This window comes from Xanthomonas sp. NCPPB 1062 (genome assembly GCF_041481705.2).
Lineage (GTDB): Bacteria > Pseudomonadota > Gammaproteobacteria > Xanthomonadales > Xanthomonadaceae > Xanthomonas > Xanthomonas euvesicatoria.
Map to the genome: position 1 here is coordinate 4275195 of NZ_CM192987.1, position 23096 is coordinate 4298290.

General features: G+C 65.6%; 19 protein-coding genes and 1 pseudogene. 9 read left to right on the top strand and 11 right to left on the bottom strand.

Annotated elements, in window-relative coordinates:
* The first annotated feature begins 80 nt into the window (after nt 1-80).
* Nucleotides 81-3329, top strand: coding sequence for an efflux RND transporter permease subunit (locus ACCQ16_RS18365; RefSeq protein WP_277573236.1), 3249 nt, complete (start codon nt 81-83; stop codon nt 3327-3329).
* A 133-nt stretch (nt 3330-3462) separates the two neighbouring features.
* Nucleotides 3463-6603: an efflux RND transporter permease subunit gene (locus ACCQ16_RS18370; RefSeq protein ID WP_277573237.1), complete on the top strand. Its 3141-nt coding sequence runs from the start codon at nt 3463-3465 to the stop codon at nt 6601-6603.
* 179 nt (nt 6604-6782) lie between these two features.
* Here the strand turns inward: ACCQ16_RS18370 and hglS are convergent, their stop codons facing one another.
* The 10 genes from hglS to ACCQ16_RS18420 all read right to left on the bottom strand — a co-directional run bounded on the left by hglS (nt 6783) and on the right by ACCQ16_RS18420 (nt 14674).
* Nucleotides 6783-8150 carry a 2-oxoadipate dioxygenase/decarboxylase HglS gene (hglS, locus tag ACCQ16_RS18375; protein ID WP_372380069.1) on the bottom strand — a complete coding sequence of 456 codons (1368 nt, stop codon included), beginning with the start codon at nt 8148-8150 and terminating at the stop codon, nt 6783-6785.
* A gap of 163 nt (nt 8151-8313) precedes the next feature.
* Nucleotides 8314-8931 (bottom strand): hypothetical protein, encoded by a 618-nt coding sequence (locus ACCQ16_RS18380; protein WP_277573238.1) that lies wholly within the window; start codon nt 8929-8931, stop codon nt 8314-8316.
* 295 nt (nt 8932-9226) lie between these two features.
* Nucleotides 9227-9802: a hypothetical protein gene (locus ACCQ16_RS18385; RefSeq protein ID WP_127166317.1), complete on the bottom strand. Its 576-nt coding sequence runs from the start codon at nt 9800-9802 to the stop codon at nt 9227-9229.
* Nucleotides 9803-9939: 137 nt separating this feature from the next.
* Nucleotides 9940-10692 (bottom strand): HAD family hydrolase, encoded by a 753-nt coding sequence (locus tag ACCQ16_RS18390; RefSeq protein ID WP_071117254.1) that lies wholly within the window; start codon nt 10690-10692, stop codon nt 9940-9942.
* Between the two features lie 37 nt (nt 10693-10729).
* The gene (locus tag ACCQ16_RS18395; protein ID WP_029820509.1) at nt 10730-11131 is read right to left on the bottom strand and encodes an EF-hand domain-containing protein; all 402 of its coding nucleotides are present in this window, start codon (nt 11129-11131) and stop codon (nt 10730-10732) included.
* Between the two features lie 231 nt (nt 11132-11362).
* On the bottom strand, nt 11363-11716 hold the full coding sequence (locus ACCQ16_RS18400; RefSeq protein WP_005911460.1) for an EF-hand domain-containing protein: 354 nt from the start codon (nt 11714-11716) through the stop codon (nt 11363-11365).
* 227 nt (nt 11717-11943) lie between these two features.
* The gene (locus tag ACCQ16_RS18405) at nt 11944-12321 is read right to left on the bottom strand and encodes a hypothetical protein (protein ID WP_031425131.1); all 378 of its coding nucleotides are present in this window, start codon (nt 12319-12321) and stop codon (nt 11944-11946) included.
* A gap of 225 nt (nt 12322-12546) precedes the next feature.
* Nucleotides 12547-12744, bottom strand: coding sequence for a CPXCG motif-containing cysteine-rich protein (locus tag ACCQ16_RS18410; RefSeq protein ID WP_008577403.1), 198 nt, complete (start codon nt 12742-12744; stop codon nt 12547-12549).
* A gap of 285 nt (nt 12745-13029) precedes the next feature.
* The gene (locus tag ACCQ16_RS18415; RefSeq protein ID WP_031425132.1) at nt 13030-13776 is read right to left on the bottom strand and encodes a M15 family metallopeptidase; all 747 of its coding nucleotides are present in this window, start codon (nt 13774-13776) and stop codon (nt 13030-13032) included.
* 91 nt (nt 13777-13867) lie between these two features.
* Nucleotides 13868-14674 (bottom strand): N-acetylmuramoyl-L-alanine amidase, encoded by an 807-nt coding sequence (locus tag ACCQ16_RS18420; RefSeq protein ID WP_011348821.1) that lies wholly within the window; start codon nt 14672-14674, stop codon nt 13868-13870.
* A gap of 372 nt (nt 14675-15046) precedes the next feature.
* Here ACCQ16_RS18420 and ACCQ16_RS18425 point away from each other — a divergent pair, with 372 nt between their 5' ends.
* The 6 genes from ACCQ16_RS18425 (at nt 15047) to ACCQ16_RS18450 (ending at nt 21100) form a co-directional block, all read left to right on the top strand.
* The gene (locus ACCQ16_RS18425) at nt 15047-16459 is read left to right on the top strand and encodes a C40 family peptidase (protein ID WP_372380070.1); all 1413 of its coding nucleotides are present in this window, start codon (nt 15047-15049) and stop codon (nt 16457-16459) included.
* Nucleotides 16456-17553, top strand: a complete 1098-nt coding sequence (locus ACCQ16_RS18430; protein ID WP_372167025.1) for a dipeptide epimerase — start codon at nt 16456-16458, stop codon at nt 17551-17553. Before ACCQ16_RS18425 ends, ACCQ16_RS18430 begins: the two co-directional genes overlap by 4 nt.
* A gap of 259 nt (nt 17554-17812) precedes the next feature.
* Entirely contained in the window at nt 17813-18589 is a 777-nt protein-coding gene (locus tag ACCQ16_RS18435) for a L,D-transpeptidase family protein (RefSeq protein ID WP_218502695.1), read from the top strand.
* Nucleotides 18586-19902, top strand: coding sequence for an APC family permease (locus tag ACCQ16_RS18440; protein ID WP_014091259.1), 1317 nt, complete (start codon nt 18586-18588; stop codon nt 19900-19902). The genes ACCQ16_RS18435 and ACCQ16_RS18440 overlap by 4 nt, the downstream gene beginning before the upstream one ends.
* A gap of 199 nt (nt 19903-20101) precedes the next feature.
* Nucleotides 20102-20599 (top strand): hypothetical protein, encoded by a 498-nt coding sequence (locus ACCQ16_RS18445; protein ID WP_372380071.1) that lies wholly within the window; start codon nt 20102-20104, stop codon nt 20597-20599.
* A 168-nt stretch (nt 20600-20767) separates the two neighbouring features.
* Nucleotides 20768-21100, top strand: coding sequence for a hypothetical protein (locus tag ACCQ16_RS18450; RefSeq protein ID WP_003484585.1), 333 nt, complete (start codon nt 20768-20770; stop codon nt 21098-21100).
* A gap of 54 nt (nt 21101-21154) precedes the next feature.
* On the opposite strand, the pseudogene yiaA reads toward ACCQ16_RS18450, so the two are convergent.
* A pseudogene (yiaA, locus tag ACCQ16_RS18455) lies at nt 21155-21588 on the bottom strand (inner membrane protein YiaA).
* Nucleotides 21589-21770: 182 nt separating this feature from the next.
* On the opposite strand from yiaA, the gene ACCQ16_RS18460 reads away from it, so the two are divergent.
* Nucleotides 21771-22949 (top strand): PQQ-dependent sugar dehydrogenase, encoded by a 1179-nt coding sequence (locus ACCQ16_RS18460; RefSeq protein WP_372380072.1) that lies wholly within the window; start codon nt 21771-21773, stop codon nt 22947-22949.
* Nucleotides 22950-23096 lie beyond the last annotated feature (147 nt).

Below are 23096 nucleotides of genomic sequence, written 5' to 3' on the forward strand. Positions count from 1 at the left end.
GCGGCGGAACCTCCGTCGCCGATGTGCGCCGGCGCTGCATGCGCCGGCTTCGCTTGACGTCTTCAGCAAGGACACCCCCCGTGGGCTTTTCGACCATTTTCATCCGCCGCCCGATCGCCACTTCGTTGTTGATGGCCGGCGTCCTGCTGCTGGGCATCCTGGGCTACCGTCAATTGCCGGTCTCGGCATTGCCGGAAATCGACGCGCCCAGCCTGGTCGTCACCACCCAGTACCCCGGCGCCAATGCGACCACCATGGCCTCGCTGGTGACCACGCCGCTGGAGCGCCAGTTCGGGCAGATTTCCGGCCTGCAGATGATGACCTCCGATTCGTCGGCGGGCCTGTCCACGATCATTCTGCAGTTCTCGATGGAGCGCGATATCGATATCGCCTCGCAGGACGTACAGGCGGCGATCCGCCAGGCCACCCTGCCCTCTTCGCTGCCGTACCAACCGGTCTATAACCGGGTCAATCCGGCCGATGCGGCCATTCTCACGCTCAAGCTCACCTCCGATTCGCTGCCGCTGCGCGAGGTCAACCGCTATGCGGATGCGATCCTGGCCCAGCGCCTGTCGCAGGTGCCCGGCGTGGGCCTGGTGTCGATCGCCGGCAACGTGCGCCCTGCGGTGCGCATCCAGGTCAACCCGGCGCAGCTGTCGAACATGGGCCTGACCATGGAGTCGCTGCGCAGCGCGCTGACCCAGACCAACGTCAGTGCGCCCAAGGGCTCGCTCAACGGCAAGACCCAGTCCTACAGCATCGGCACCAACGACCAGCTCACCGACGCGGCGCAGTACCGCGAGACCATCGTCAGCTACAAGGACGGCCGCCCGGTGCGGCTTGCCGACGTGGCCAACGTGGTCGATGGGGTGGAGAACGATCAGCTGGCCGCCTGGGCCGACGGCAAACAGGCGGTGCTGCTGGAGATCCGCCGCCAGCCCGGCGCCAACATCGTGCAGACGGTGGAGCAGATCCGCAACATCCTGCCGCAACTGCGATCGGTGTTGCCGGCCGATGTGCATCTGGAGGTGTTTTCCGACCGCACCGAAACCATCCGCGCCTCGGTGCATGAGGTGAAGTTCACCCTGGTGCTGACCATCGCCCTGGTGGTGGCGGTGATCTTCGTGTTCCTGCGCCGGTTGTGGGCCACCATCATTCCCTCGGTGGCGGTGCCGTTGTCGCTGGCAGGCACCTTCGGGGTGATGGCCTTCGCCGGCATGTCGCTGGACAACCTCTCGTTGATGGCGCTGGTGGTGGCCACCGGGTTCGTGGTCGACGATGCGATCGTGATGATCGAAAACATCGTGCGCTACATCGAACAGGGCAAGAGCGGGCCGGAAGCGGCCGAAATCGGCGCCAGGCAGATCGGCTTCACCGTGTTGTCGCTGACCGTGTCGCTGGTGGCGGTGTTCCTGCCGCTGCTGCTGATGCCGGGCGTCACCGGGCGGTTATTCCACGAGTTTGCCTGGGTGCTGTCGATCGCGGTGGTCATCTCGATGCTGGTGTCGCTGACGCTGACGCCGATGATGTGCGCCTACCTGCTCAAGCCCGATGCCTTGCCCGAAGGCGAAGACGCGCACGAGCGCGCAACCGCCGCCGGCAAGACCAATCTGTGGACGCGCACCGTGGGCGCCTATGAGCGCAGCCTGGACTGGGTGCTTGCCCATCAACCGCTGACCCTGGGCGTGGCGATCGCTGCGGTGGCGTTGACGGTGGTGCTGTATGTGGCCATTCCCAAGGGTTTGCTGCCCGAGCAGGACACCGGCCTGATCACCGGGGTGGTGCAGGCCGACCAGAACGTGGCGTTCCCGCAGATGGAGCAACGCACCCAGGCGGTGGCCGCCGCGTTGCGCAAGGACCCGGCGGTGACCGGCGTGGCAGCCTTCATCGGCGCCGGCACCATGAACCCCACGCTCAACCAGGGCCAGCTGTCGATCGTGCTGAAGACGCGCGGCGACCGCGAGGGCCTGGACGAGGTGCTGCCGCGGCTGCAGAACGCCGTGGCCGGCATTCCGGGCGTGGCCTTGTTCCTCAAGCCGGTGCAGGACGTCACCCTGGACACGCGGGTGGCCGCCACCGAATACCAGTATTCGATCTCGGACGTGGACAGCAGCGAGCTGGCCACCTGGGCCGGGCGCATGACCGAGGCAATGCGCAAGCTGCCCGAGCTGGCGGATGTGGACAACAACTTGGCCAACCAGGGACGTGCGCTGGAACTGAGCATCGACCGCGACAAGGCCAGCATGCTCGGCGTGCCGATGCAGACCATCGACGACACGCTGTACGACTCCTTCGGCCAGCGCCAGATCTCCACCATCTTCACCGAGCTCAACCAGTACCGCGTCGTACTGGAAGTGGCGCCGGAATTCCGCACCAGCACCGCCCTGATGAACCAGCTGGCCGTGGCCAGCAACGGCAGCGGCGCGCTCACCGGCACCAACGCCACCAGCTTCGGCCAGGTCACCTCGTCCAACTCGTCCACCGCCACCGGCGTGGGCGCGCAGAACACCGGCATCGTGGTCGGTGCCGGCAGCATCATTCCGCTGGCCGCGCTGGCCGAAGCCAAGGTCACCAATACACCGTTGGTGGTGAGCCACCAGCAGCAGCTGCCGGCCGTCACCATCTCGTTCAACCTGGCGCCGGGGCATTCGTTGTCGCAGGCGGTGGCGGCAATCGAGAAGGCGCGCGAAGAACTCAAGATTCCGACCCAGGTGCATGCGCAGTTCGTCGGCAAGGCCGCCGAATTCACCGGCAGCCAGACCGATATCGTGTGGCTGCTGCTGGCCTCGATCGTGGTGATCTACATCGTGCTGGGCGTGTTGTACGAAAGCTATATCCACCCGTTGACCATCATCTCCACGCTGCCGCCGGCCGGTGTCGGTGCGTTGCTGGCGCTGATGCTGTGCGGGCTGAGCCTGTCGGTGGACGGTATCGTCGGCATCGTGCTGCTGATCGGCATCGTCAAGAAGAACGCCATCATGATGATCGACTTCGCCATCGACGCACGCCGCGAAGGGGTGAGCGCGCACGATGCGATCCGGCGCGCCTGCCTGCTGCGCTTCCGCCCGATCATGATGACCACCGCTGCCGCCATGCTGGGCGCGTTGCCGCTGGCGCTGGGCACCGGCATCGGTTCGGAACTGCGCCGCCCGCTGGGCATCGCGATCGTCGGCGGGCTGCTGCTGTCGCAGCTGGTCACGCTGTACACCACCCCGGTGATCTACCTGTACATGGAACGCGCCGGCGAGCGGCTGCGCGCCTGGCGCGCGCGCCGCGCAGCGCGCCATGACGGCGCAACCCCGGCATCTACCTCGGAGCGATCGGCATGACGACTGCTGACGTCTTCGCTGATCGCTCTGCCTGCCCACGGCATCGCCTGCGCGCACGCACGCGTGGAGGCCGCGCTGGCTGTTGCCTTTACCGATTCCCGAATCCCGAATCCCGATTCCCGGCAGTCACCCGATGAACATCTCCGCGCCCTTCATCAAGCGCCCGATCGGCACCTCGCTGCTGGCGATCGGTTTGTTCGTGATCGGATTGATGTGCTACCTGCGGCTGGGCGTGGCGGCGCTGCCGAACATCCAGATTCCGATCATCTTCGTGCACGCCACCCAATCCGGTGCCGACGCCAGCACCATGGCCTCCACCGTCACCGCGCCGCTGGAACGTCACCTGGGCCAATTGCCCGGGATCGACCGCATGCGCTCGTCCAGTTCGGAGAGCAGCAGCCTGGTCGTGCTGGTGTTCCAGAGCAGCCGCAACATCGATTCGGCCGCGCAGGACATCCAGACCGCCATCAACGCATCGCAATCGGACCTGCCTTCCGGGCTCGGGACGCCGATGTACTCCAAGGCCAACCCGAACGACGACCCGGTGATCGCCATCGCGTTGACCTCGGAGACGCAATCGGCCGATGAGCTCTACAACGTGGCCGATTCGCTGCTGGCGCAGCGGCTGCGCCAGATCACCGGCATCAGCTCGGTGGACATCGCCGGTGCGTCCACCCCGGCAGTCCGCGTGGACGTGGACCTGCGCGCACTCAATGCGCTGGGCCTGACCCCGGACGATCTGCGCAATGCGGTGCGCGCGGCCAATGTGACCTCGCCGACCGGATTCCTGTCCGACGGCAACACCACCATGGCCATCATCTCCAACGATTCGGTGTCCAAGGCCGCCGATTTTGCGCAGCTGGCCATCTCCACCCAGTCCAACGGACGCATCGTGCGGCTGGGCGATGTGGCCACCGTTTACGACGGCCAGCAGGACGCCTATCAAGCCGCCTGGTTCGACGGCAAACCGGCGGTGGTGATGTACGCCTTCACCCGCGCCGGCGCCAACATCGTCGAAACCGTCGACCAGGTGAAGGCGCAGATTCCCGAACTGCGCAGCTATCTGCAGCCCGGCACCACGCTCACGCCCTATTTCGACCGCACGCCCACCATTCGCGCCTCGCTGCACGAGGTGCAGGCCACGCTGATGATCAGCCTGGCGATGGTGATCCTGACCATGGCGCTGTTCCTGCGCCGGCTGGCGCCCACCCTAATCGCCGCAGTCACCGTGCCGCTGTCGCTGGCCGGCTCGGCGCTGGTGATGTACGTGCTCGGCTTCACCTTGAATAACCTCAGCCTGCTGGCGTTGGTCATTGCGATTGGCTTTGTCGTCGACGATGCGATCGTGGTGATCGAAAACGTCATGCGGCATCTGGACGAAGGCATGTCGCGCCTGGACGCGGCGTTGGCCGGTGCGCGCGAGATCGGGTTCACCATCGTGTCGATCACCGCCTCGCTGGTGGCGGTGTTCATCCCGATGCTGTTCGCCAGCGGCATGATCGGTGCGTTCTTCCGCGAGTTCACCGTGACGTTGGTGGCGGCGATCGTGGTGTCGATGCTGGTGTCGCTGACCTTGACGCCGGCGCTGTGCAGCCGTTTCCTGTCGCCGCACACCGAGCCTGAAAAACCCGGCCGTTTCGGCGCCTGGCTGGACCGCATGCACGAACGCATGCTGCGCGTGTACACGGTGGCGCTGGATTTCTCGCTGCGCCATGCACTCCTGCTGTCGTTGACGCCGTTGTTGCTGATTGCCGCCACCCTCTTCCTGGGCAGTGCGGTCAAGAAGGGCTCGTTTCCCGCGCAGGACACCGGCCTGATCTGGGGCCGCGCCAATTCCAGCGCCACGGTGTCCTTCGCCGATATGGTCAGCCGCCAGCGCCGCATCACCGACATGCTGATGGCAGACCCGGCGGTGAAAACCGTCGGCGCACGCCTGGGCTCCGGCCGTCAGGGCTCCAGCGCATCGTTCAATATCGAGCTCAAAAAGCGCGATGAGGGCCGTCGCGACACCACCGCCGAAGTGGTCGCGCGCCTGAGCGCCAAGGCCGACCGTTACCCGGACCTGGACCTGCGCCTGCGTGCGATCCAGGACCTGCCCAGCGACGGCGGCGGCGGCACCAGCCAGGGCGCGCAATACCGCGTGTCGCTGCAGGGCAACGACCTGGCGCAACTGCAGGAATGGCTTCCCAAACTGCAGGCCGCGCTGAAAAAGAACCCGCACCTGCGCGATGTCGGTACCGACGTGGATACCGCCGGCCTGCGCCAGAACATCGTGATCGACCGTGCCAAGGCGGCGCGCCTGGGCATCTCGGTGGGCGCCATCGATGGTGCGCTGTATGGCGCGTTCGGCCAGCGCTCCATTTCCACCATCTATTCCGACCTCAATCAGTACAGCGTGGTGGTCAATGCATTGCCGTCGCAGACGGCCACCCCCAAGGCGCTGGATCAGATCTTCGTGCCCAACCGTGCCGGCCAGATGGTGCCGATCACCGCGGTCGCCACCCAGGTACCGGGCCTGGCGCCGCCGCAGATCATCCACGAAAACCAGTACACCACGATGGATCTGAGCTACAACCTGGCGCCGGGCGTCAGCACGGGCGAGGCGGATCTGATCATCAAATCCACCGTGGAGGGCCTGCGCATGCCCGACGGCATCCGCCTCAGTGGCGATGACAGCTTCAACGTGCAGCTCAGTCCCAATTCGATGGGCATCCTGCTGCTGGCCGCGGTCCTCACGGTCTACATCGTGCTGGGCATGCTCTACGAGAGCCTGATCCATCCGGTGACCATCCTGTCCACCTTGCCGGCCGCCGGCGTGGGCGCGCTGCTGGCGTTGTTCATCACCAACACCGAATTGTCGGTCATCTCGATGATTGCGCTGGTGCTGCTGATCGGCATCGTCAAGAAGAACGCCATCATGATGATCGACTTCGCGCTGGTGGCGCAGCGCGTGCACGGCATGGATGCGCGCGCAGCCGCACGCGAGGCCTCGATCGTGCGCTTCCGCCCGATCATGATGACCACGATGGTGGCGATCCTGGCCGCCGTGCCGCTGGCGGTGGGCCTGGGTGAAGGCTCGGAGCTGCGTCGTCCGCTGGGCATCGCGATGATCGGCGGGCTGGTGTTCTCGCAGAGCCTGACCCTGCTCAGCACCCCGGCGCTGTACGTGATCTTCTCGTGCCTGAGCGAGCGCTGGAAGGCGCGTCGCGCCCGTGCGCGCGCACGCCGTGCAGAACGCGCGGCAGCGCGTCGCCCGGCCACCCCGGCGCATTGAGGTTTCGCCTCGACTGACCCACCCGGCCCGGCAGCGAAGCAACCGGAAAACACGCAGGCGCTCGTCTGCGTGTGGACCCATGCCGTGGGGCGAGGACACCTGCGCAAAGCAAGCACGGACGCATGCGCTGAGCCCGGCTTGATACCGCCGACGCATGCGGCATGCGGCATGCCGCGATGCTACGCAAGCAACCCCTGCAAGGACTCCCGCTCCAGCTGCGCATACAGCGCGAATTCGTCGTGCACCTGCGCACCGAGCGCCTGCTCGAAACTGCGCTTGCTCGAATGGGCGGCATAGGCGCGTTGCTCGTCACCACCGAGGTTGGATTGGAAGATGCCGGCCGCGCTGACCGGCAAAAAATCTTCGTAAATGATCGGGTCGGCACTGACCAGGCCGAGCGCGATCGCGGTTTCTGCCGGCATGGCGGCCACCTGCGCGGGGTCGGCGCGGCCGGCATCGGTGAGCGCATAGCGGAAATAGCCCAGCCCTTCCTGCCGCAGCAACGCCTCGTCGTCGGGGAAGGCCACGAAGGCGGTCTGCAGCCGGGTGGCGTAATCGGTTCCGGTGCTGCCGGCGCCATCGGCATCGCGCGCCTGCGCCAGCAGCGCGTCGTACAGCGCGCGACCCTTTGGCGTGAGGGCAAGGCCGCGCTGCTCGATCTCGCCGAAGCGTGCGGTATGCGTGCCGTGTTCCGGTTGCCCGCCATCGCCGACAAAACGCACCGGCTCTTCCAGCGCCTTGAAACTGGTCTGCCGCAACAGGATCGGTACGCGTCGACGCGGCGGCCCCTCGATCACCGCCTTGGCATCGATACCGGCGCGCTGCATCTGTTCCTGCGCGGCATCGATATCCAGCGTGCGTGGCGTGAGGTGATTGATGTGCGGGCCGTGGAAGCTCACCACATCGGCAATCAACTTATGCGCCTGGCTCAGCGCGCGATAGGTCGGCAACGACACCGTGGCATCGCCATGCCAGCGGAAGGTTTCCAGCGCTTGGGCCACGAACTGCCGTGCCTGATCGGCATCCAGCCCGCCCTGCTGTTCGTAGCGCTCGATCAACTGCAAGGCGCCGGCGGTAAAGATCTGCCGCTGCTGCAGGATCTGCTCGGCCTGTGCGCGCAGGGCGGCGTCTTCGATCAGTTCCAGCCGCAGCAGCGAGGTGAACACGCGAAACGGATTTGCCGACAGCGCCGCCTCGTCGATCGGGCGGAATGCGGTGGAATGCACCGGCACGCCGGCCACCGACAGGTCGTAATAGCCCACCGGCTGCATGCCCATCACTGCGAACAACCGACGCAAGGTCGCCAGTTCGGCCGCCGTGCCGACGCGGATGGCGCCGTGCCGTTCCAGATCCAGCCGCGCGCGCTCGTCGTTGCGCTGCAGCCGTTGCGCCAGCGCCGGATTGGCTTGCAGCGTCTGCGCGTTGACCTGCGCCACCAGCGACATCAGGTCGCCATACAACGGCACCTCGGTGCGATACATGTCCGACATCGCCTGGGCGAACCAGCTGCGGATCTGATCGGGAGAGACAAAGGCGGTATCGCGCATGGGCTGGTCTTGGGCAGGTGCCGGCCGAACGCCAGCGGTAGCGCATTCTCGCCGACCGCGGCCTGGGTCGACCAGCGGCACGGCAGCATCGCAGGCGACGTGTTGTTGCGCAGACAGCCGCGCCATGCCGGCAAGTGCATGGCGCGACGACGCAGCGACCGCGTCAGAGCCCGGCCTGCACCGCCGCTTCGGCCGCTTCGCTCGCCTGGCGCGCCGCTTCCAGGCGCTGCGCATGATCGCCGAGCTGGCGCCGCAGCAATGCGTCCAGGGTGATCGGACGTTCCCAGCGGTCGTAGCTGGCCACGATGGCATGCCGCAGTGCGCGCATGTGCAGGTTGTCCGGTGCCACCGACAGCCGCGTGACCACACCCTCCCAGCCATCGCGATGGTCGCGGCTGTAAGCGCGTATCGTGTCCCGGCACGACAGCTGCACGGTCTGCGCCCAGAAGCACGCGAAATAGATGTCCCCGGCATGCCAGCCGTGCACCTGCAGCAGCGCCTGCACATACGCGCGCGGCGTGCCGGTATAGCGCGCCACCTCGTCGATGAAGCTGGCCGGATAGCGCTGCGCATAACTGCCCATATCGGCCAGATGCTGATCCACCCAGGCGTCGCCGGTGCCTGGCGTCACCGCTGGCGCCGCTTCTTCCGTTGCAGCTGCGGTCGCCGATGCCGGCGAGGCCTGCGCTGCGCACAGCGCCGGCCACAGCGAGGCCACCAGCAATGGCACGGAGCGCAACACGGATGAGCGGGTGACAGGCATGCAGCGATGATGCCGCATGCGTGCGGTGCTGTCAGGCGGGCGCCGGGTCAAGCGCCGCCGCTGGGCGCCTGGCACACCCGCGTATCAACGGCCCACGCCTGGCGAGGAAGCGCAGCGCAGTGCCCCAGGTGCACTATCGGGCATAGATCAGCGCGTCGGCCGCAGCGGCCCCGTGCGCACTGATTTCAACCAGCCATTGCAGTGGTCGTCAGCCGCGGCGCGCAGTCCAAGGTCCGGCGAAAGATCGGCCACGGCGATCTGCGCGGCAATGACACGGTACGTCCAATGGATGGCGTGGGCCGCGCCCTGACTCCTAGCGCAGCTCGTAAAACCCGAACTGGTGAACCTCGCGGCAACCGCTCAGATCGCAGGAACCGATGTAGCCGGGGCCGATGTAACGCTGGCGTGCGTCGCGATTGTGCGGACTGCTGTACGGATCCGGACCATACAGACCATTGCCATAATACATCTGGCCGTAGGGGCGGTTGCGCGAGGCACCAAGGCGAAGTGGGCCACCACCGGCCCGATATCCGCCATCGCCCACATACCGGTCGTCGTACCCGGCGCCGACAAACCCGTCGCTGCGATCGCGCTCGCTCGGTCGAGCCTGCAACCTGGCGACACTCTCGCCGTGCGCATCCACATAGCCCTGCTCGCGATCGAAGCGCACCTTACGGAAATACACCAGCTCACCGCCCACACGGCGCGTTTGCAGGCGTACGTAATCGCCGCCGTCGTCGTAGTAGTAAGGCTGCCCGTCGCGAAAGGTGACTTCGCTCGGGTTGATGATTTCCTCTTCCAGCTCAGCGGCAGCCAGCGGTGCGGCGCTCGCTAGCAGCCCGAGCAACAAGGCCAAACCGGCGCGCTGGGCAACGGACACCATGGTCATCGGCACTCCCTCCAAGCTCCGGCCGCGCACGCATGCACAGCCGTAAACATCCTGTCGTTAGGCGTGTGAGGCGCCCGCGCGTTGATGCATCAACTTACCAAATCAGCATAGCCGCAACAACGGCGCCCCACCCCAGCTTAGCCCTGCCGCCGCGCCAACGCATCCAGCGCCTGCACCGCTGCCGGCCAGCCGGCGGCGTCGGGCACTTCGCGCATGCGCGGTTCGTCGGCCGCGACCCCGTGCTCTTGTTCGTGCGCCCAGGTCACCGCGTACGGGGTGTAGATGCCCCAACCACCGATGGCCAGTACCGGTTCCACATCCGAACGCAGCGAATTGCCGATCATTGCAAACTGCTGCGCCGGCAAACCGAATTCGCCGAGCACGCGCGCATAAGTCCGGGGATCCTTTTCGGACACCACTTCCACCCGCGGGAACAGATCGGCCAAGCCAGATTGCTCGATCTTCTGCTCCTGGTGAAACAGGTCGCCCTTGGTGATCAGCACCACTTGGTACTCGGCGGCAATCGCACTGACTGCCTCGCGCACCCCGGCAATCACTTCCACCGGATGCTGCAGCGTGGCGCGGCCGATCTCGACGATGCGCTGGATATCGTGCGCGGCAATGCGCGCCTGGGTCAGTTCGATCGCGGTTTCGATCATCGACAGCGTCATGCCCTTGGCGCCATACCCGAAGACCTTGAGGTTGCGCCGCTCCACCGCCAGCAAATGCTGCTGCATGCGGCTGTCGCCCAGATCCAGGTACCCGGCCAGGACCGCTTCGAAATCCGCTTCGGCAGTGCGGTAATAGTCCTCGCTTTTCCAGAGGGTATCGTCGCCGTCGAAGCCGACCAGTTGGATCGCCTGGCCGTCGCGCTGTGCAAGTGAGCTCATCGGGCAAGTTTAGCAGCGCACCGGTATGGCGCCGTGCTCAATCGCCTGCAGCATCGCCCGGGCCAGGCTGATAGCTGGCGAATTCCTCGCGCGACAGACGCCCGTCGCCATTGCTGTCGAAGCTGGCGAAGTTTTCGCGCAACACCGGGTCGGCGCTTGCTTCGGCCAGCGTCAGCGATCCGTCGGCGTCTGTATCCAGGCTACGGAAACTGCGCGGTGCCAGGCTGCCGGCGGCGGCAGCGGACGCCTCGGCACCGCTCGTGGACTTGGCGGGCCCGGGTGCCGTCGGCAGCAGGGGCGTGGTGGCCGGAGCCGGCGGATCGATCGGCAACGGCGACATCGCCGGTGTGGTGCTGCCAGCGGTTGCCGGCACCGACGTCGTCGGGGTGGCGGGCGGCAACACCGGCGGTGCGGCGAGCGCAAGCACGGGATTCGCCAACCCGAGCAGAAGGGCAAGACGTAAGTGCGACATGATCGATGAGCGCTCGACACGGAACGGCTCACCCTAACGCGGCAGACGTCAACAAAACGGGAGCGACCCTGGCAGATCGCTCCCGCGTTTCCATCCTGTTGCTGGTGCAGGTCAAGCTGGTCGCTGAGCGCCGACGGGACTCTGTGCCGGCGCATTGCTTGCCTTACTTCCTCAAACCAGCGCTATGTTGAACGTGGCTTAGTTGCCCTGCGAACCGGTGGCACCGCCACCCTGCTGCTTGGCGACGAAGGCCTTGTACTCATCCGGGGTCAGCTTGCCATCGGTGTTGCCGTCGGCCTGATCGAAGATCTGCGCGAGGCCGGCGTTGACCTGCGCTTCCTGCTTGCTGATGGCGCCATCGCTGTCGGTGTCCACGCTGGCCCAGGTCTGGCCGCCACCGGAGCTTGCACCGCTCGATTGTGCGGAGGTGGCCGAACTGCCCGATTGCGCCGCTGCGTCCTGAGAAGTGCTTTGCGCCATCGCCGGCAGCGCCAGGGCGGCAGCAAGAGCGGCGGTAGCGGCGAGCAGCGAGGTGCGGTTGCGATTCTTCATTGGGGTGGTCTCCTTATGCTTGGGAATGCGCGGGTGTCGCCGCACATGGCACCACCCTAACCATCGCAAATGAACGCCCAACCCGGCGCAATTTCGCGCAAAACAGGCTTTTAACCACCGCCTGAATATTTGCGGCTAAGCGCCTGTTAGGCGTAAGTGAGTCAAACCGAAGCGCCTCATTCAATGCATGGAATTTTGCGACCTGCCCCGCACTTTATGCCGCACGCTCAGGCACTCGGCGGGTCGTTTTCCCAGCTCCCGGAACTGAACAGTTTCCAACCCAGCACCACGCCAGCGAGCGCGCCGGCCACTTCCAGCACCACGCGCGAGCCCAGTTCGTTGGGGTCGTGGATCTTGGCCAGCGCCAGGCGCGCATACAACGGCGATTCCAGCCGCACGATGCTGGTGTAGACGAGATGCCAGATGTCGTATCCGGCACCGATGGCCACGGCCAGCAGGCACGCAATGCCCAGCGTGTGGCCATGGTTGAACTGCAACCGTCGCCCGCCCCGCTCCACTGCCGCAAAGACCACCACGCCCAGGACGAGCGCAATCAGCCCGGCCTCCAGTGAACCGAGCAGGCCGAAATGCAGGGGCAGATTCATTGTGACGATCCAGGCAGCAGGCGCACCAGTCTAGCGGCTGCAGCGCCTGGATCCGCGCGCCTTGCAACGCGGGTGCCCTGAACGAACCGGAGGCTGCCAGGCCCATGGCGCGGCCGTGACGACCTGCAGATGACAGGCGATTGCCGGCATACGCATGCCACCGGGCGCGCTACTGTCGCGTATCACAATCACAGGCGGGCCAGATGCGGCCGCCCGCACAATGGCTCAGGCGTCGTCCTGACCACGCGCAGTCACCTGCGCTTCGCCTTCTTCGTCCCAGCGCACGCTTACCGCAATCGGCTTGCAGCAGACCTGGCAATCTTCGATGTAATGCTGATCGCCGCCCGTCAGGTCCAGCGCCAGCGTGATCCACTCCCCGCAGTACGGGCACGCGATATCGACAAAGCGTTCCGGGTCGGACATGACGGTTCCTTGGATCTATCGAAGCCAGTGACCGGACGTGGCGGGCGACCCCGGCCGATGCTGCTGGCGGACATCGGAGTGTACGACCGGCGCTGCGCTGGTGCTTGCGCCGTGCCGGTGAGGTGACCGATGCCAGCACGATCTGCATGAGGCGAGCGCGCGCCCGACCATGTAAGTGCGGCCGACGTCGACACGCTGCCTGCCTCCACGGCTCTCGCGAGCGGCCAACCGATCGCGAGCACGACCAGATCGATCAGCGACCAAGAGCGTGTTGCCTGGTCGCTGTCAGTCTACCGGAACATCGTAGGCCGTCTCGGGCGTGGGTTCGGGACGCAACGTGAAATGCCACCATTCCATCGGATAGTTGGAAAATCCTTCGGCCGCCATCGCCTGCAACAGGCGCTGGCGGTGCGCGCGTTGCGCTGCGCTGATGTCGGGCGCGTGGGTGTGCGCCCGCGCATCGAAGAAGTCGAATCCTGTGCCCATGTCCACTGCACGGCACCCGCCCGGCCGGCACTCCAGCAAGCCCAGGTCCAGCGTCGCGCCACGGCTGTGCCCGGAGGTGGGCGCAATGTAATCGCCCAGCAGTGCGCGCTTGTCCACCCGCGGGTAGTACTGCGCCTTGGTCGATTGATCCTGCAGATCCGCAGCCCAGGTGACGAATGCCTTCACCGACCGCACCGGCCGATAGCAATCGAACACCTGTAGCCGATAGCCCTCGGCCTTGAGCGTCTGCGCTACTCGCGCCAATGCGTCGGCAGCCGGCCGCAACAGGTAACACCGCGGCGCGTCATAGCCCGGTACCATCCGCCCAGTGAAGTTGTTGCTGCTCGCATACCGCATGTCCAATGCGATATCCGGCGCGAGGGCGTGCACGTCCACAAGGCCGGCCTCTGCCGCGGTCCTTGCCGAGGACATATGCACCTGGCCGGCGACCAGCGCAAATGGCGCCACGGCGCTCATCAGCAAAGCGCCTTGAACAAAGCACTGACGCCAGCAGCGCCCATTCCGGAACAGCAGGTTGTCGGTCATTTCGGTTCCCTTGCAAGAGGCCGCGTTTGCGCGGTAGATCAAGCCGCGCGTCTTTCGCCACCGGCTACAGCATGGCGCGATCCCCGCGGGCCTAGTGGTCGTCGCCTTCAGTTGGCTCAAGCGCCGGTCGCGGGCTGGAAGGTCTCGCGTGGTGGGTCAACGCAGACAAGATGCGCAGGTCTTCGGCATCCAGGGTGGTGGCGCTGTTGCCGCGATAGTGGTGGTGAAACGCCTGCAGGGTGGCGGCCGGATCGTCGATGCTGTAGCCGATCAGGGCAAGCGCCTGCCACGGATCGAAACCTTCTGGGGCAGCGGGCGCGTCGGCAGCGGGCCAGCGGCCGAAACCGGCGTCGGCCAGGCGCTTCCAGGGGAACAACGGTCCGGGGTCGTTCTTGCGCGTCGGGGCCACGTCTTCATGGCCGACGATCTGCGTGCGCGGGATACGCAGGCGCTGACACAGATCGTCCAGCAACACCAGCAGGCTGTCGATCTGCGCCGGCGCGAACGGCTCGCTACCGTCGTTGTCCAGTTCGATGCCGATCGAGGCCGAATTGATGTCGGTGATGGTGCCCCAGCGACCGGCCCCGCCGTGCCAGGCGCGCTGCCCATCGCTGACCAATTGGTAGCGCTGCCCGTCCTCCCCGATCAGGTAGTGCGCACTGACGCGCCCGCCACTGTTGCGGCCGCGCAGGGTACTCAGGCTTTGCCGGACTGACTGCTGGTCGGTGAAATGCAACACGATCAGGATCGGTCGCCGCGTGTCGTAGTTGGGCGATGGCACCCACTGCGCCAGCGGATTGCGCTGCGGTGCGTGGGCACAGGCGCCCAGCGACAGCGCGGCCAGGCAAACGGCTGCACGCAGCCAGGCCGATGACGAGAGAGAAAAGCTGGGCAGCACGGATTACTCCTGGGAAGGCCGGACGACCTGCGCAGCACCATTATCGGCCGAGTCGTGCTTGCGCGGCCGTCTGCCGATGGGACCGTCGGCAGCGCGGTGCCTTACGCGCTGCCATCGGTGAGTCGCAGGTGGTGTCTCCCAGCTTGGCAAGCATCGCCGTTGCGGAGACGGCAGTAGCGGCCACTCGCGTATCTACGGCTGCGGCAAGGAGGGTCATGGGCTTCCCGCACGCTCTGCACCAACGCGCCCCCAAACGTCCCCTGCCGGCAAGAGTCGCCACGCAGTTAGGACATGTGGATACGCTCTGCGCCGCATGCCACTATCGGCCTTGCCTCGCAGCGCGCCAGCGGCTGCCTTCCTCCCGAGCCCTGCATGCCATTGTCGCGCCACCTGCTGATGTTGCTGCTGATCGCGCTTGCCCGTTCCAGCGGCGCCGCACCAGCGCCTGCTGCCACGCCGGCCGCGCAAGCACCGCCCTTTGTCGTCAGCGATGCACAGCTCACCGCAGAGTATTGGATCCGGCGCAGCCGCAACGCGCAGATGCCGCGGATCGACCCCGCGCAGATTGCCGACGTCAATACACGCCTGCTGCGCGACGATGCATCGATGCATGACATCGCGCAACTTCCCCAGACGCTGCCCGCAGCCGATGTGAGAGCGCGTATCGACGCGTTATCGGCAATACCGACGCGTCCGCTCTACGACGCAGACGGGCGGCGTCTGGATACCGCACGCTTGGCGACATTGCGCACGGCCTTGGCATTGGATGCGATACCCGCACAGGTGCCACTGCGCTTTGCGCTGGTCGTCACACGTGGCGCATTGCGCACCTTCCCCACTGCGCAGCGTGTGTTCACCAGTACCGACGACCGCGATATCGACCGCTTCCAGGAATCGGCGCTATACCCCGGCACGCCGGTGGCGGTCCTGCACAGCAGTGCCGATGGCGCGTGGAAGTTCGTGATCGCCGCCAACTACGCTGCCTGGATCGCAAGCACGCAGCTTGCCGAAGGCAGCCGCACCGAGGTGCTGAATTACGCACAGCGCAGCCCGCGCCTGATCGTCACCGCAGCCCGCGGGCAGACCGTCTACACACCCGAACGTCCGGCAATTTCTGCACTGACCCTGGACATGGGCACCAGCCTGCCCTTGCTCGGCGACTGGCCGCCGCAGCAGCCAGTCAACGGACAGTTGCCGCTAGCGGCCCACGTGGTGCAATTGCCGGTGCGCAGTGCCGATGGGCGTCTGCAGCTGGTGCCCGCATTGATGCCGCGCGGTGCCGATGTGCGCATCGGCGCATTGCCCGCCACCGACGCCGCATTGCTCCGGCAGGCCTTCAAATTCCTTGGCGAACGCTATGGCTGGGGCAACGACTACGATGCGCGCGATTGCAGCGGCTTCGTGCTGGATGTCTATCGCAGCCTCGGTCTCGCGCTGCCTCGCAATACCGGCGATCAGGCGCGCAGCGCGGTGTTGCACGGTGTTGCGTTCGACGCTGGCGCGCCGTTGGCGCACCGCCTGCAACGGCTCGCACAGCTGCAGGTTGGCGATCTGATCTACATTCCAGGCCATGTGATGCTGGTCATCGGGCATGCAGATGGCACGCCATGGGTGATCCATGATGTGGCCGGGGCCAGTTACCGCGTCGTCGATGGCAGCGTGCAGCGCGCGCGTTTGAATGGTGTGTCGGTCACCCCGTTGCTGCCGTTGCTTGCCAGCGATGGCACTGCATTCATCGACCACATCACCCGCATTCAACGCGTTTTTCCAACGGCCACCTTATGAAGATCACCGGCTTTCGGCTTGGCATGCTGCGCGTGCCCTTGAAAACACCATTCAAGACCGCCGTGCGCACGGTGCAGGCAATCGAGGACGTGGTGGTGCTGTTGCAGACCGACAGCGGCCATATCGGGTACGGCGCCGCGCCCGCCACCGCGCCCATCACCGGCGACACCCATGGCAGCATCATTGCCGCGATCGAACACTGCATCGGCCCCAAGCTGATCGACCAGGACGTGGCCGATCTCAACCGGCTATGCGGGCGCGTTCAACACGCGATCGAACGCAATACCAGCGCCAAGGCCGCCGTGGAAATCGCACTGTACGACCTGTGGGCGCAGGCGTTTGGTGCGCCGCTGTACCGGTTACTCGGTGGCGGCACGCCGCGTATCACCACCGACATCACCATCAGTGCCGATGCGATCGACACCATGGTGGCGCAGGCGCAGGCCGCGCTCGCACGTGGCTATCGCGCACTGAAGATCAAGGTCGGCAAGGACATCGAGTCGGATGTCGAACGCGTCACGGCAATTCATGCGGCAGTGGCCGGGCGCGCATCGCTGCGGCTGGATGCCAATCAAGGTTGGACGCCCAAACAAGCGGTGCGCACCATGCGCACGCTGGAAGATGGCGGCATCGCGCTGGAGCTGCTGGAGCAGCCGGTCAAGGCCGCCGACCTCGACGGGCTCGCCTTCGTCACCGCACGCATCGACACGCCGGTGATGGCCGACGAGAGCGTCTTCTCGCCCACGCAGGTGATCGAGCTGATTCAGCGTCGCGCCGCCGACATCATCAACATCAAACTGATGAAGACCGGCGGGCTGTCCAATGCCATCCGCATCGCCGACACCGCCGGGGTGTACGGGCTGCCATGCATGATCGGCTGCATGATCGAATCCAGCATCAGCGTGGCTGCCGCGGTGCATCTGGCGGTGGCCAAGGCCGACAGCATCACCCTGGCCGATCTGGATGCACCTGCGCTCGGGCAGTTCGACCCCACCGAGGGCGGCGCGCATTTCGACGAGGCGCAGATACACATCGACGATTCGCCGGGACTGGGCATCCGCCGCATTCGTGGGCTGGAGCTGTTGCCGGCGTGAAAGCGGCGGACGCGGTGCAGCGCACGGCTCCCAAGTGGAGCAGACCGCGCTGAAACGTTGGTATGACCAGCGTTACTCGCCGATTCCGGGCAACGGACGCGCCTGCCTGCTGCGCGGCACGCATATGCACCACCGGGCGGCATTGCTGAGTACAGTAACGACAAGGCGGTGCGATCACGCGACACCAGCGTGGCCCCCGTCTTCAGCAACGTGTGTCGCCCCTAGATTCATCCCGCTCGACCCAACACCCGGAGCCTGCATGCGCCTTGCCACCGTGTTTCGATCCCTTGTGCTGTTGGCGCTGACAAGCTGTAGCAGTCTCTCCATTGCGGCCAGCCCGGTCGATGCGTTGAATCAGGCACGCACGTTGATCGTGGTGACCACCGCGGACTGGAACAGCACCCAGGCGCGTCTGCACACCTTCACCCGTGTGGATGGCAAATGGCAACCGGCTGCCCGGAGCTTTACCGTCGCGCTCGGGCGGCATGGCAGTGCCTGGGGCGAGGGCCTGCATCCGGCGCAGACGCAAGGCCCGCAGAAGCGCGAAGGCGATGGCCGCAGCCCTGCCGGCGTCTTCGCCATCGGCCCGGCGTTCGGCTATGCCTCGAAGATCGACAGCGCGATGCCGTACCAGGCGATGAGCGCCACCCACTACTGCATGGATGTGCCCAGCTCGCCGCTGTACAACCGCATCGTCGATGCCGCGCAAGTGGGCGAGGCCGCCGTCGCCGGCTCGACCGAGCCGATGCGTCTGGATCTGCGCCACCCAGGCGATGCGCGCTACAGCGAGGGTTTCGTGATCGCGCACAACCCCAAGGCCATTCCCGGGCGCGGCAGCTGCATCTTCGCGCACTTGTGGCGCACGCCGGGCCAGTTCACCGCCGGCTGCACTGCGATGGCGGCGGCCGACATGCAACGCCTGCTCGCCTGGCTGAAGCCGGAAGATCGCCCGTTGTTCGTGCTGCTGCCACGCACCGAATACGCACGCCTGCACACTGCATGGCAATTGCCTGCACTGACCGAGGACGCGCCATGAGCACGCCGCAACCTGCGCCGGACGCGACGGGGTTGGTCCGTGTCGTCAGCCGATGGCAGATCGTCGGCCTGTCGATCAACGATGTCATCGGCAGCGGCATCTACCTGCTGCCTGCCGCAACCGCCGCGCTGCTCGGGCCGATGAGCCTGTGGGCCGTGATGCTGGCCGGCCTCGCGGTCGCCTTGCTGGTGCTGTGCTACGCGCAGGCGGGCAGCTACTTCGATACGCCGGGCGGCAGCTATCTCTATACGCGCGAAGCATTCGGCCCGTTCGTCGGTTTTCAGATTGGCTGGATGATCTGGCTTACCCGCATCAGCTCGGCCGCTGCCTTGAGTAATGGCCTGGCCGACGCAGTGGCGCGGTTCTGGCCCACCGCCTCCACCGATCCCTGGGCGCGCTTGCTGGTCGTCGTCGGCTCGCTGGGACTGCTCACCGCCATCAACGTGATCGGCGTGAAGTCGGCCGCGCGCACCGGCATCGCGCTGGTCATCGGCAAGCTGGTGCCGTTGTTGCTGTTCGTGGCGATCGGCCTGTTCTATGTCGATTGGTCGTGGGCCTTTGCCGGCACCGCGCCCGATCTGCGCGACCTGGGCAATCTCGGTGAAGCGGCCTTGCTGCTGCTGTTCGCCTACGCAGGTTTCGAAAACATTCCGGCGGCCGCTGGCGAATACCGCAACCCGCGGCGCGATGTGCCATTTGCGTTGATCACCATGATCGTCACCGTCACCCTGATCTACGCCGCCGTGCAGGTGGTGGCGCAAGGCACCCTGCCCAACCTTGCGGCCTCGCCGACGCCGCTGGCAGATGCCGCAAGCCGATTCGGTGGCGAAGCGTTGGCACTGATCCTCACCGTGGGTGCCACCATTTCCATCCTCGGCACCACCAGCAACACCGTGATGCTCGGCCCGCGCTTTCTGTTTGCGCTTGCGCGCGATGGCTATGGCCCTGCGTTTCTCGCACGCGTGCATCCGCGCTTCCACACGCCCGCCGCGGCAGTGCTGACGCAGGGTGCGTTGTCGCTTGCATTGGCGTTGTCGGGATCGTTTACGCAGCTGGCATTGCTGTCGATGGTCACCCGCCTGTTCGCCTACATCGGCACCGCCGCAGCAGTGATCGTGCTGGCGCGCAGGTACCGGCAGCGCACCGACACGTTGCGCCTGCCCGGCGGCCCGGCCATCCCCATTGCCGCCTTGGTGCTGTCGCTGGGCCTGCTGGCCAGCGCCAGTTGGCAGAATCTGGCCGCAGCAGGCGTCGCACTTCTGGTCGGCTGGGTGTTTTATCTGTTTCCGCGCAAGCAGGTCGAAAGCGGCTGAGGGCACGACGAACTGCGGTTGAGCAGCCTTCGAGGCGGCATGCGCGCACGAACGCATGTTTGCTGCACGTTCCCGTCCATCGGGCAGTGAGCCGCGCGCCCGGCGATGACCTGCGATTTCGCGGCATGCTCGCGCAGCGCTCACGCACGCCTAACCGCGCGCACCCAACGCTGCGCTTCTACTTGCATGGGAGCTTGCGATGAAACTGCGCCATGTCTACAGCACCGTCGATCTCGACAGCGCCCAGCGCGTGCTGCAGGCCGCGCGCAGTACCGGCATCGACAATGATACGCTGTCGTTGATTGCCCGCTCCGATATCGAGCTGCAGGAGGTGCCGGACGAACGTAAGGACGTCAAGACCGACTTCCTTCCCGCTGCCGCACGCGGCGCCGCCACCGGCGGTGCCGCCGGCCTGGTGGCTGGCCTGGTCGCCATTGCAGTACCGCCGATCGGGCTGACCTTGGCCGGCGCGGGCGTCATGGCACTGGCTGGTGCGCTGGTCGGCAGTTGGTCGTCGGCGTTGATCGGCGCCACGGTGCCCGATCCGGTGCGTCGTCAGTTCGAAGATCAAATCCAGGCCGGGCGCGTGCTGGTGATCATCGACGCAGAGCAGCCGGCGCTCCAGGACGCCGAGGCCGCCATGGTGGCGGCAGGTGCCACCCCATTGCCGTATGAAGCGGCCTCAGCGACCACGTGAAGCGATCGACCAGAATCTGCCACGCAACGCTGCAGCGATAGCGCGTTGAAAAGCGTGGCCGACGCCGCCCTTTGAGCATGCTGCATTGATGTACTCCTCACCTGCCCTGGCAATGAAATTAACGGCGATCGGCCTAGGGTAACCCGCACATCCACCACGGAGACAGGCATGAACGTGCCGTATCAGATTCCGGGCCGGGCACCGGACGAAGACCGCAGTCAGAACGTATCGACGTATTGGCGCGAACGCTTCACCGAAGAGCCGTATTACACCGAAGGCGATCGCTACGAAGACTACGAAGGTGCTTATCTGGCAGGCCATGAAGCGCGTATCCGCGACAACGCGCGCGCGTACGATCAGGTCGAAGCCGAGTTGCATCGCGATTGGGAAGCCAAGCGCGGCACCTCGTCGCTGAGTTGGAGCAAGGCGCGACATGCCGTCAAGCGCGCCTGGGAAAACGCAGCCGATTTCGTCACCGGCGACGATACGCATAAGCGCTGAGACGACAACGCCACCGTCAAGGTGGCGTTGTTGCATCTTACGATCTGCAATGGTTCAGTCGAGTTCTGGCGGTACGCTACGCGCACTGCGCGGCGCGTCGGTGATCTCCATCGCATCGCGGGTATTGTTCTGCACCGCAACCGCACCGAACAGGCTCAAAGCATATGCCATGGCATAAAAGCTTTTTCGCTCAGCAACAGCGTGGCATTGATCAGGCCGATGGTCAGCAGCACCAATGCGACGATCAGCGAAAACCAGCAAATGGCGTAGTACAAGCCAGTGACCGGAATCCCATCGGCACGGTCACGCACGCTCTTCTGCAATGATACCGATGCGAATAAACCGAACAGTAGCAGCGTGAAGTAGTAACCCTTTTCGTTGAGCAACCTCTCGGCATTCCACAACTCGATCAGATATGCCGCACTGCCTAGCAACAAGGCGGTCCAGGATGCAGCGATAAAAGCAGGCGAGGTTTTTTGCGTGGCTATGGAAACGTCTTTCCATGGTGAAACGATGCACGACATACAACGATGTGAGACGCGGGCGTCGTGCAGACAGTGATCTGCAACAAGGGTGCCCCCGGCGACGTCGTGTAAGGTACTTGAAAACCCGACGCGGGACACGTTGCGGGAGGGCTGCAACGTACCGCGCCCATCCCCAGGAGGACCCCATGTCTGTCCGTCGTGTGCTTGCCCTGGCCTGCTCGGCCACCCTGTTTACTGCCGGCACTGCAGTTGCTGCGCCCGCAGCCGCCCCCGCGGCCTCCATTCCCAAGGCACAGTGGCCATTTCAGGCCACCACGGTCGCCGATTTCGACGAACCGTGGGCAATGACCTTTCTGCCCGATGGCAGCTTGCTGGTCAGCGAAAAGCGCGGCGCCTTGATGCGACTGGACTTAAAGACCAAGCGCAAGAGCGCCATTACCGGTATTCCGGCCGTTGCTTATGGTGGCCAGGGCGGTTTCGGCGATGTGCTGGCGCATCCGCGCTTCGCCAAGAACGGGCTGGTCTACGTGAGTTATGCCGAGCCCGGCGAGGGCGACACGCGGGGCGCCGCGGTGGCGCGCGCCAAACTCACGCTGGATGCAACCGGCGGCGGCACGCTGTCGGACCTGAAGGTGATCTGGCGCCAGGATCCCAAGGTCACCGGCAATGGCCACTTCGGGCATCGGCTCGCGTTCGGGCCCGATGGCAAACTGTGGATCAGCTCCAGCGAACGGCAGAAATTCACTCCTGCCCAGGACATGAAAGCCAACCTCGGCAAGCTGATCCGGCTCAACGACGACGGCAGCGTACCGACCGACAACCCGTTCGTTGCGCAAGGCGGCGTTGCTGCGCAGGTGTGGTCGTTGGGTCACCGCAATATTCTTGGCCTGGCCTTCGACAGCAGGGGCCGCCTGTGGGAACACGAAATGGGCCCGCTCGGCGGCGATGAGTTGAACCTGATCCAGCGTGGCGCCAACTATGGCTACCCGATCGTCTCCAACGGCGACAACTATGACGGCACGCCGATCCCCGACCACTACACGCGCCCGGAGTTCGCCGCGCCCAAGATCAGCTGGACACCGGTGATTTCGCCGGCAGGCTTTGTGATCTACAGCGGCAAGCAGTTCCCGGCGTGGCGCGGCAATGGCTTCGTCGGTGGGCTGTCGTCGATGGCGCTGGTGCAGGTGTCGCTGGGCGACCAGCCGCGCGAAGTGGCGCGTTACGACATGGGCGCACGCATCCGCGAAGTGGAACAAGGTCCGGACGGCGCGCTCTGGCTACTGGAAGACGAAGCCAGTGGCAGCACCGGACGTCTGCTGAAGCTGACGCCCAAGAGCAAGGCCGCGGTCGAGAACGACGCCTGATCGATTCCGCAGCATGAGCCGGTGTAGCTGACGCAGCGCACCGGCAGACGCGATGACGACATGAACAGTCGTCATCGCGTCTGAGCACCGCATCAGCGGGGGCTTCGTGTTGTAGCCGTGGTCATCCGTTCGCACGATAGCCGCTGG

Excerpts from the sequence above, each read along its gene's own strand:
- ACCQ16_RS18385 (WP_127166317.1), bottom strand. The coding sequence starts at position 9,802 with ATGACCATGGTGTCCGTTGCCCAGCGCGCCGGTTTGGCCTTGTTGCTC.
- ACCQ16_RS18430 (WP_372167025.1), top strand. The coding sequence starts at position 16,456 with ATGAAGATCACCGGCTTTCGGCTTGGCATGCTGCGCGTGCCCTTGAAA.
- ACCQ16_RS18390 (WP_071117254.1), bottom strand. The coding sequence starts at position 10,692 with ATGAGCTCACTTGCACAGCGCGACGGCCAGGCGATCCAACTGGTCGGC.
- ACCQ16_RS18435 (WP_218502695.1), top strand. The coding sequence starts at position 17,813 with ATGCGCCTTGCCACCGTGTTTCGATCCCTTGTGCTGTTGGCGCTGACA.
- ACCQ16_RS18425 (WP_372380070.1), top strand. The coding sequence starts at position 15,047 with ATGCCATTGTCGCGCCACCTGCTGATGTTGCTGCTGATCGCGCTTGCC.
- ACCQ16_RS18370 (WP_277573237.1), top strand. The coding sequence starts at position 3,463 with ATGAACATCTCCGCGCCCTTCATCAAGCGCCCGATCGGCACCTCGCTG.
- ACCQ16_RS18445 (WP_372380071.1), top strand. The coding sequence starts at position 20,102 with ATGAAACTGCGCCATGTCTACAGCACCGTCGATCTCGACAGCGCCCAG.
- ACCQ16_RS18400 (WP_005911460.1), bottom strand. The coding sequence starts at position 11,716 with ATGAAGAATCGCAACCGCACCTCGCTGCTCGCCGCTACCGCCGCTCTT.
- ACCQ16_RS18410 (WP_008577403.1), bottom strand. The coding sequence starts at position 12,744 with ATGTCCGACCCGGAACGCTTTGTCGATATCGCGTGCCCGTACTGCGGG.
- ACCQ16_RS18380 (WP_277573238.1), bottom strand. The coding sequence starts at position 8,931 with ATGCGGCATCATCGCTGCATGCCTGTCACCCGCTCATCCGTGTTGCGC.
- ACCQ16_RS18415 (WP_031425132.1), bottom strand. The coding sequence starts at position 13,776 with ATGACCGACAACCTGCTGTTCCGGAATGGGCGCTGCTGGCGTCAGTGC.
- ACCQ16_RS18405 (WP_031425131.1), bottom strand. The coding sequence starts at position 12,321 with ATGAATCTGCCCCTGCATTTCGGCCTGCTCGGTTCACTGGAGGCCGGG.
- ACCQ16_RS18450 (WP_003484585.1), top strand. The coding sequence starts at position 20,768 with ATGAACGTGCCGTATCAGATTCCGGGCCGGGCACCGGACGAAGACCGC.
- hglS (WP_372380069.1), bottom strand. The coding sequence starts at position 8,150 with ATGCGCGATACCGCCTTTGTCTCTCCCGATCAGATCCGCAGCTGGTTC.
- ACCQ16_RS18440 (WP_014091259.1), top strand. The coding sequence starts at position 18,586 with ATGAGCACGCCGCAACCTGCGCCGGACGCGACGGGGTTGGTCCGTGTC.
- ACCQ16_RS18460 (WP_372380072.1), top strand. The coding sequence starts at position 21,771 with ATGTCTGTCCGTCGTGTGCTTGCCCTGGCCTGCTCGGCCACCCTGTTT.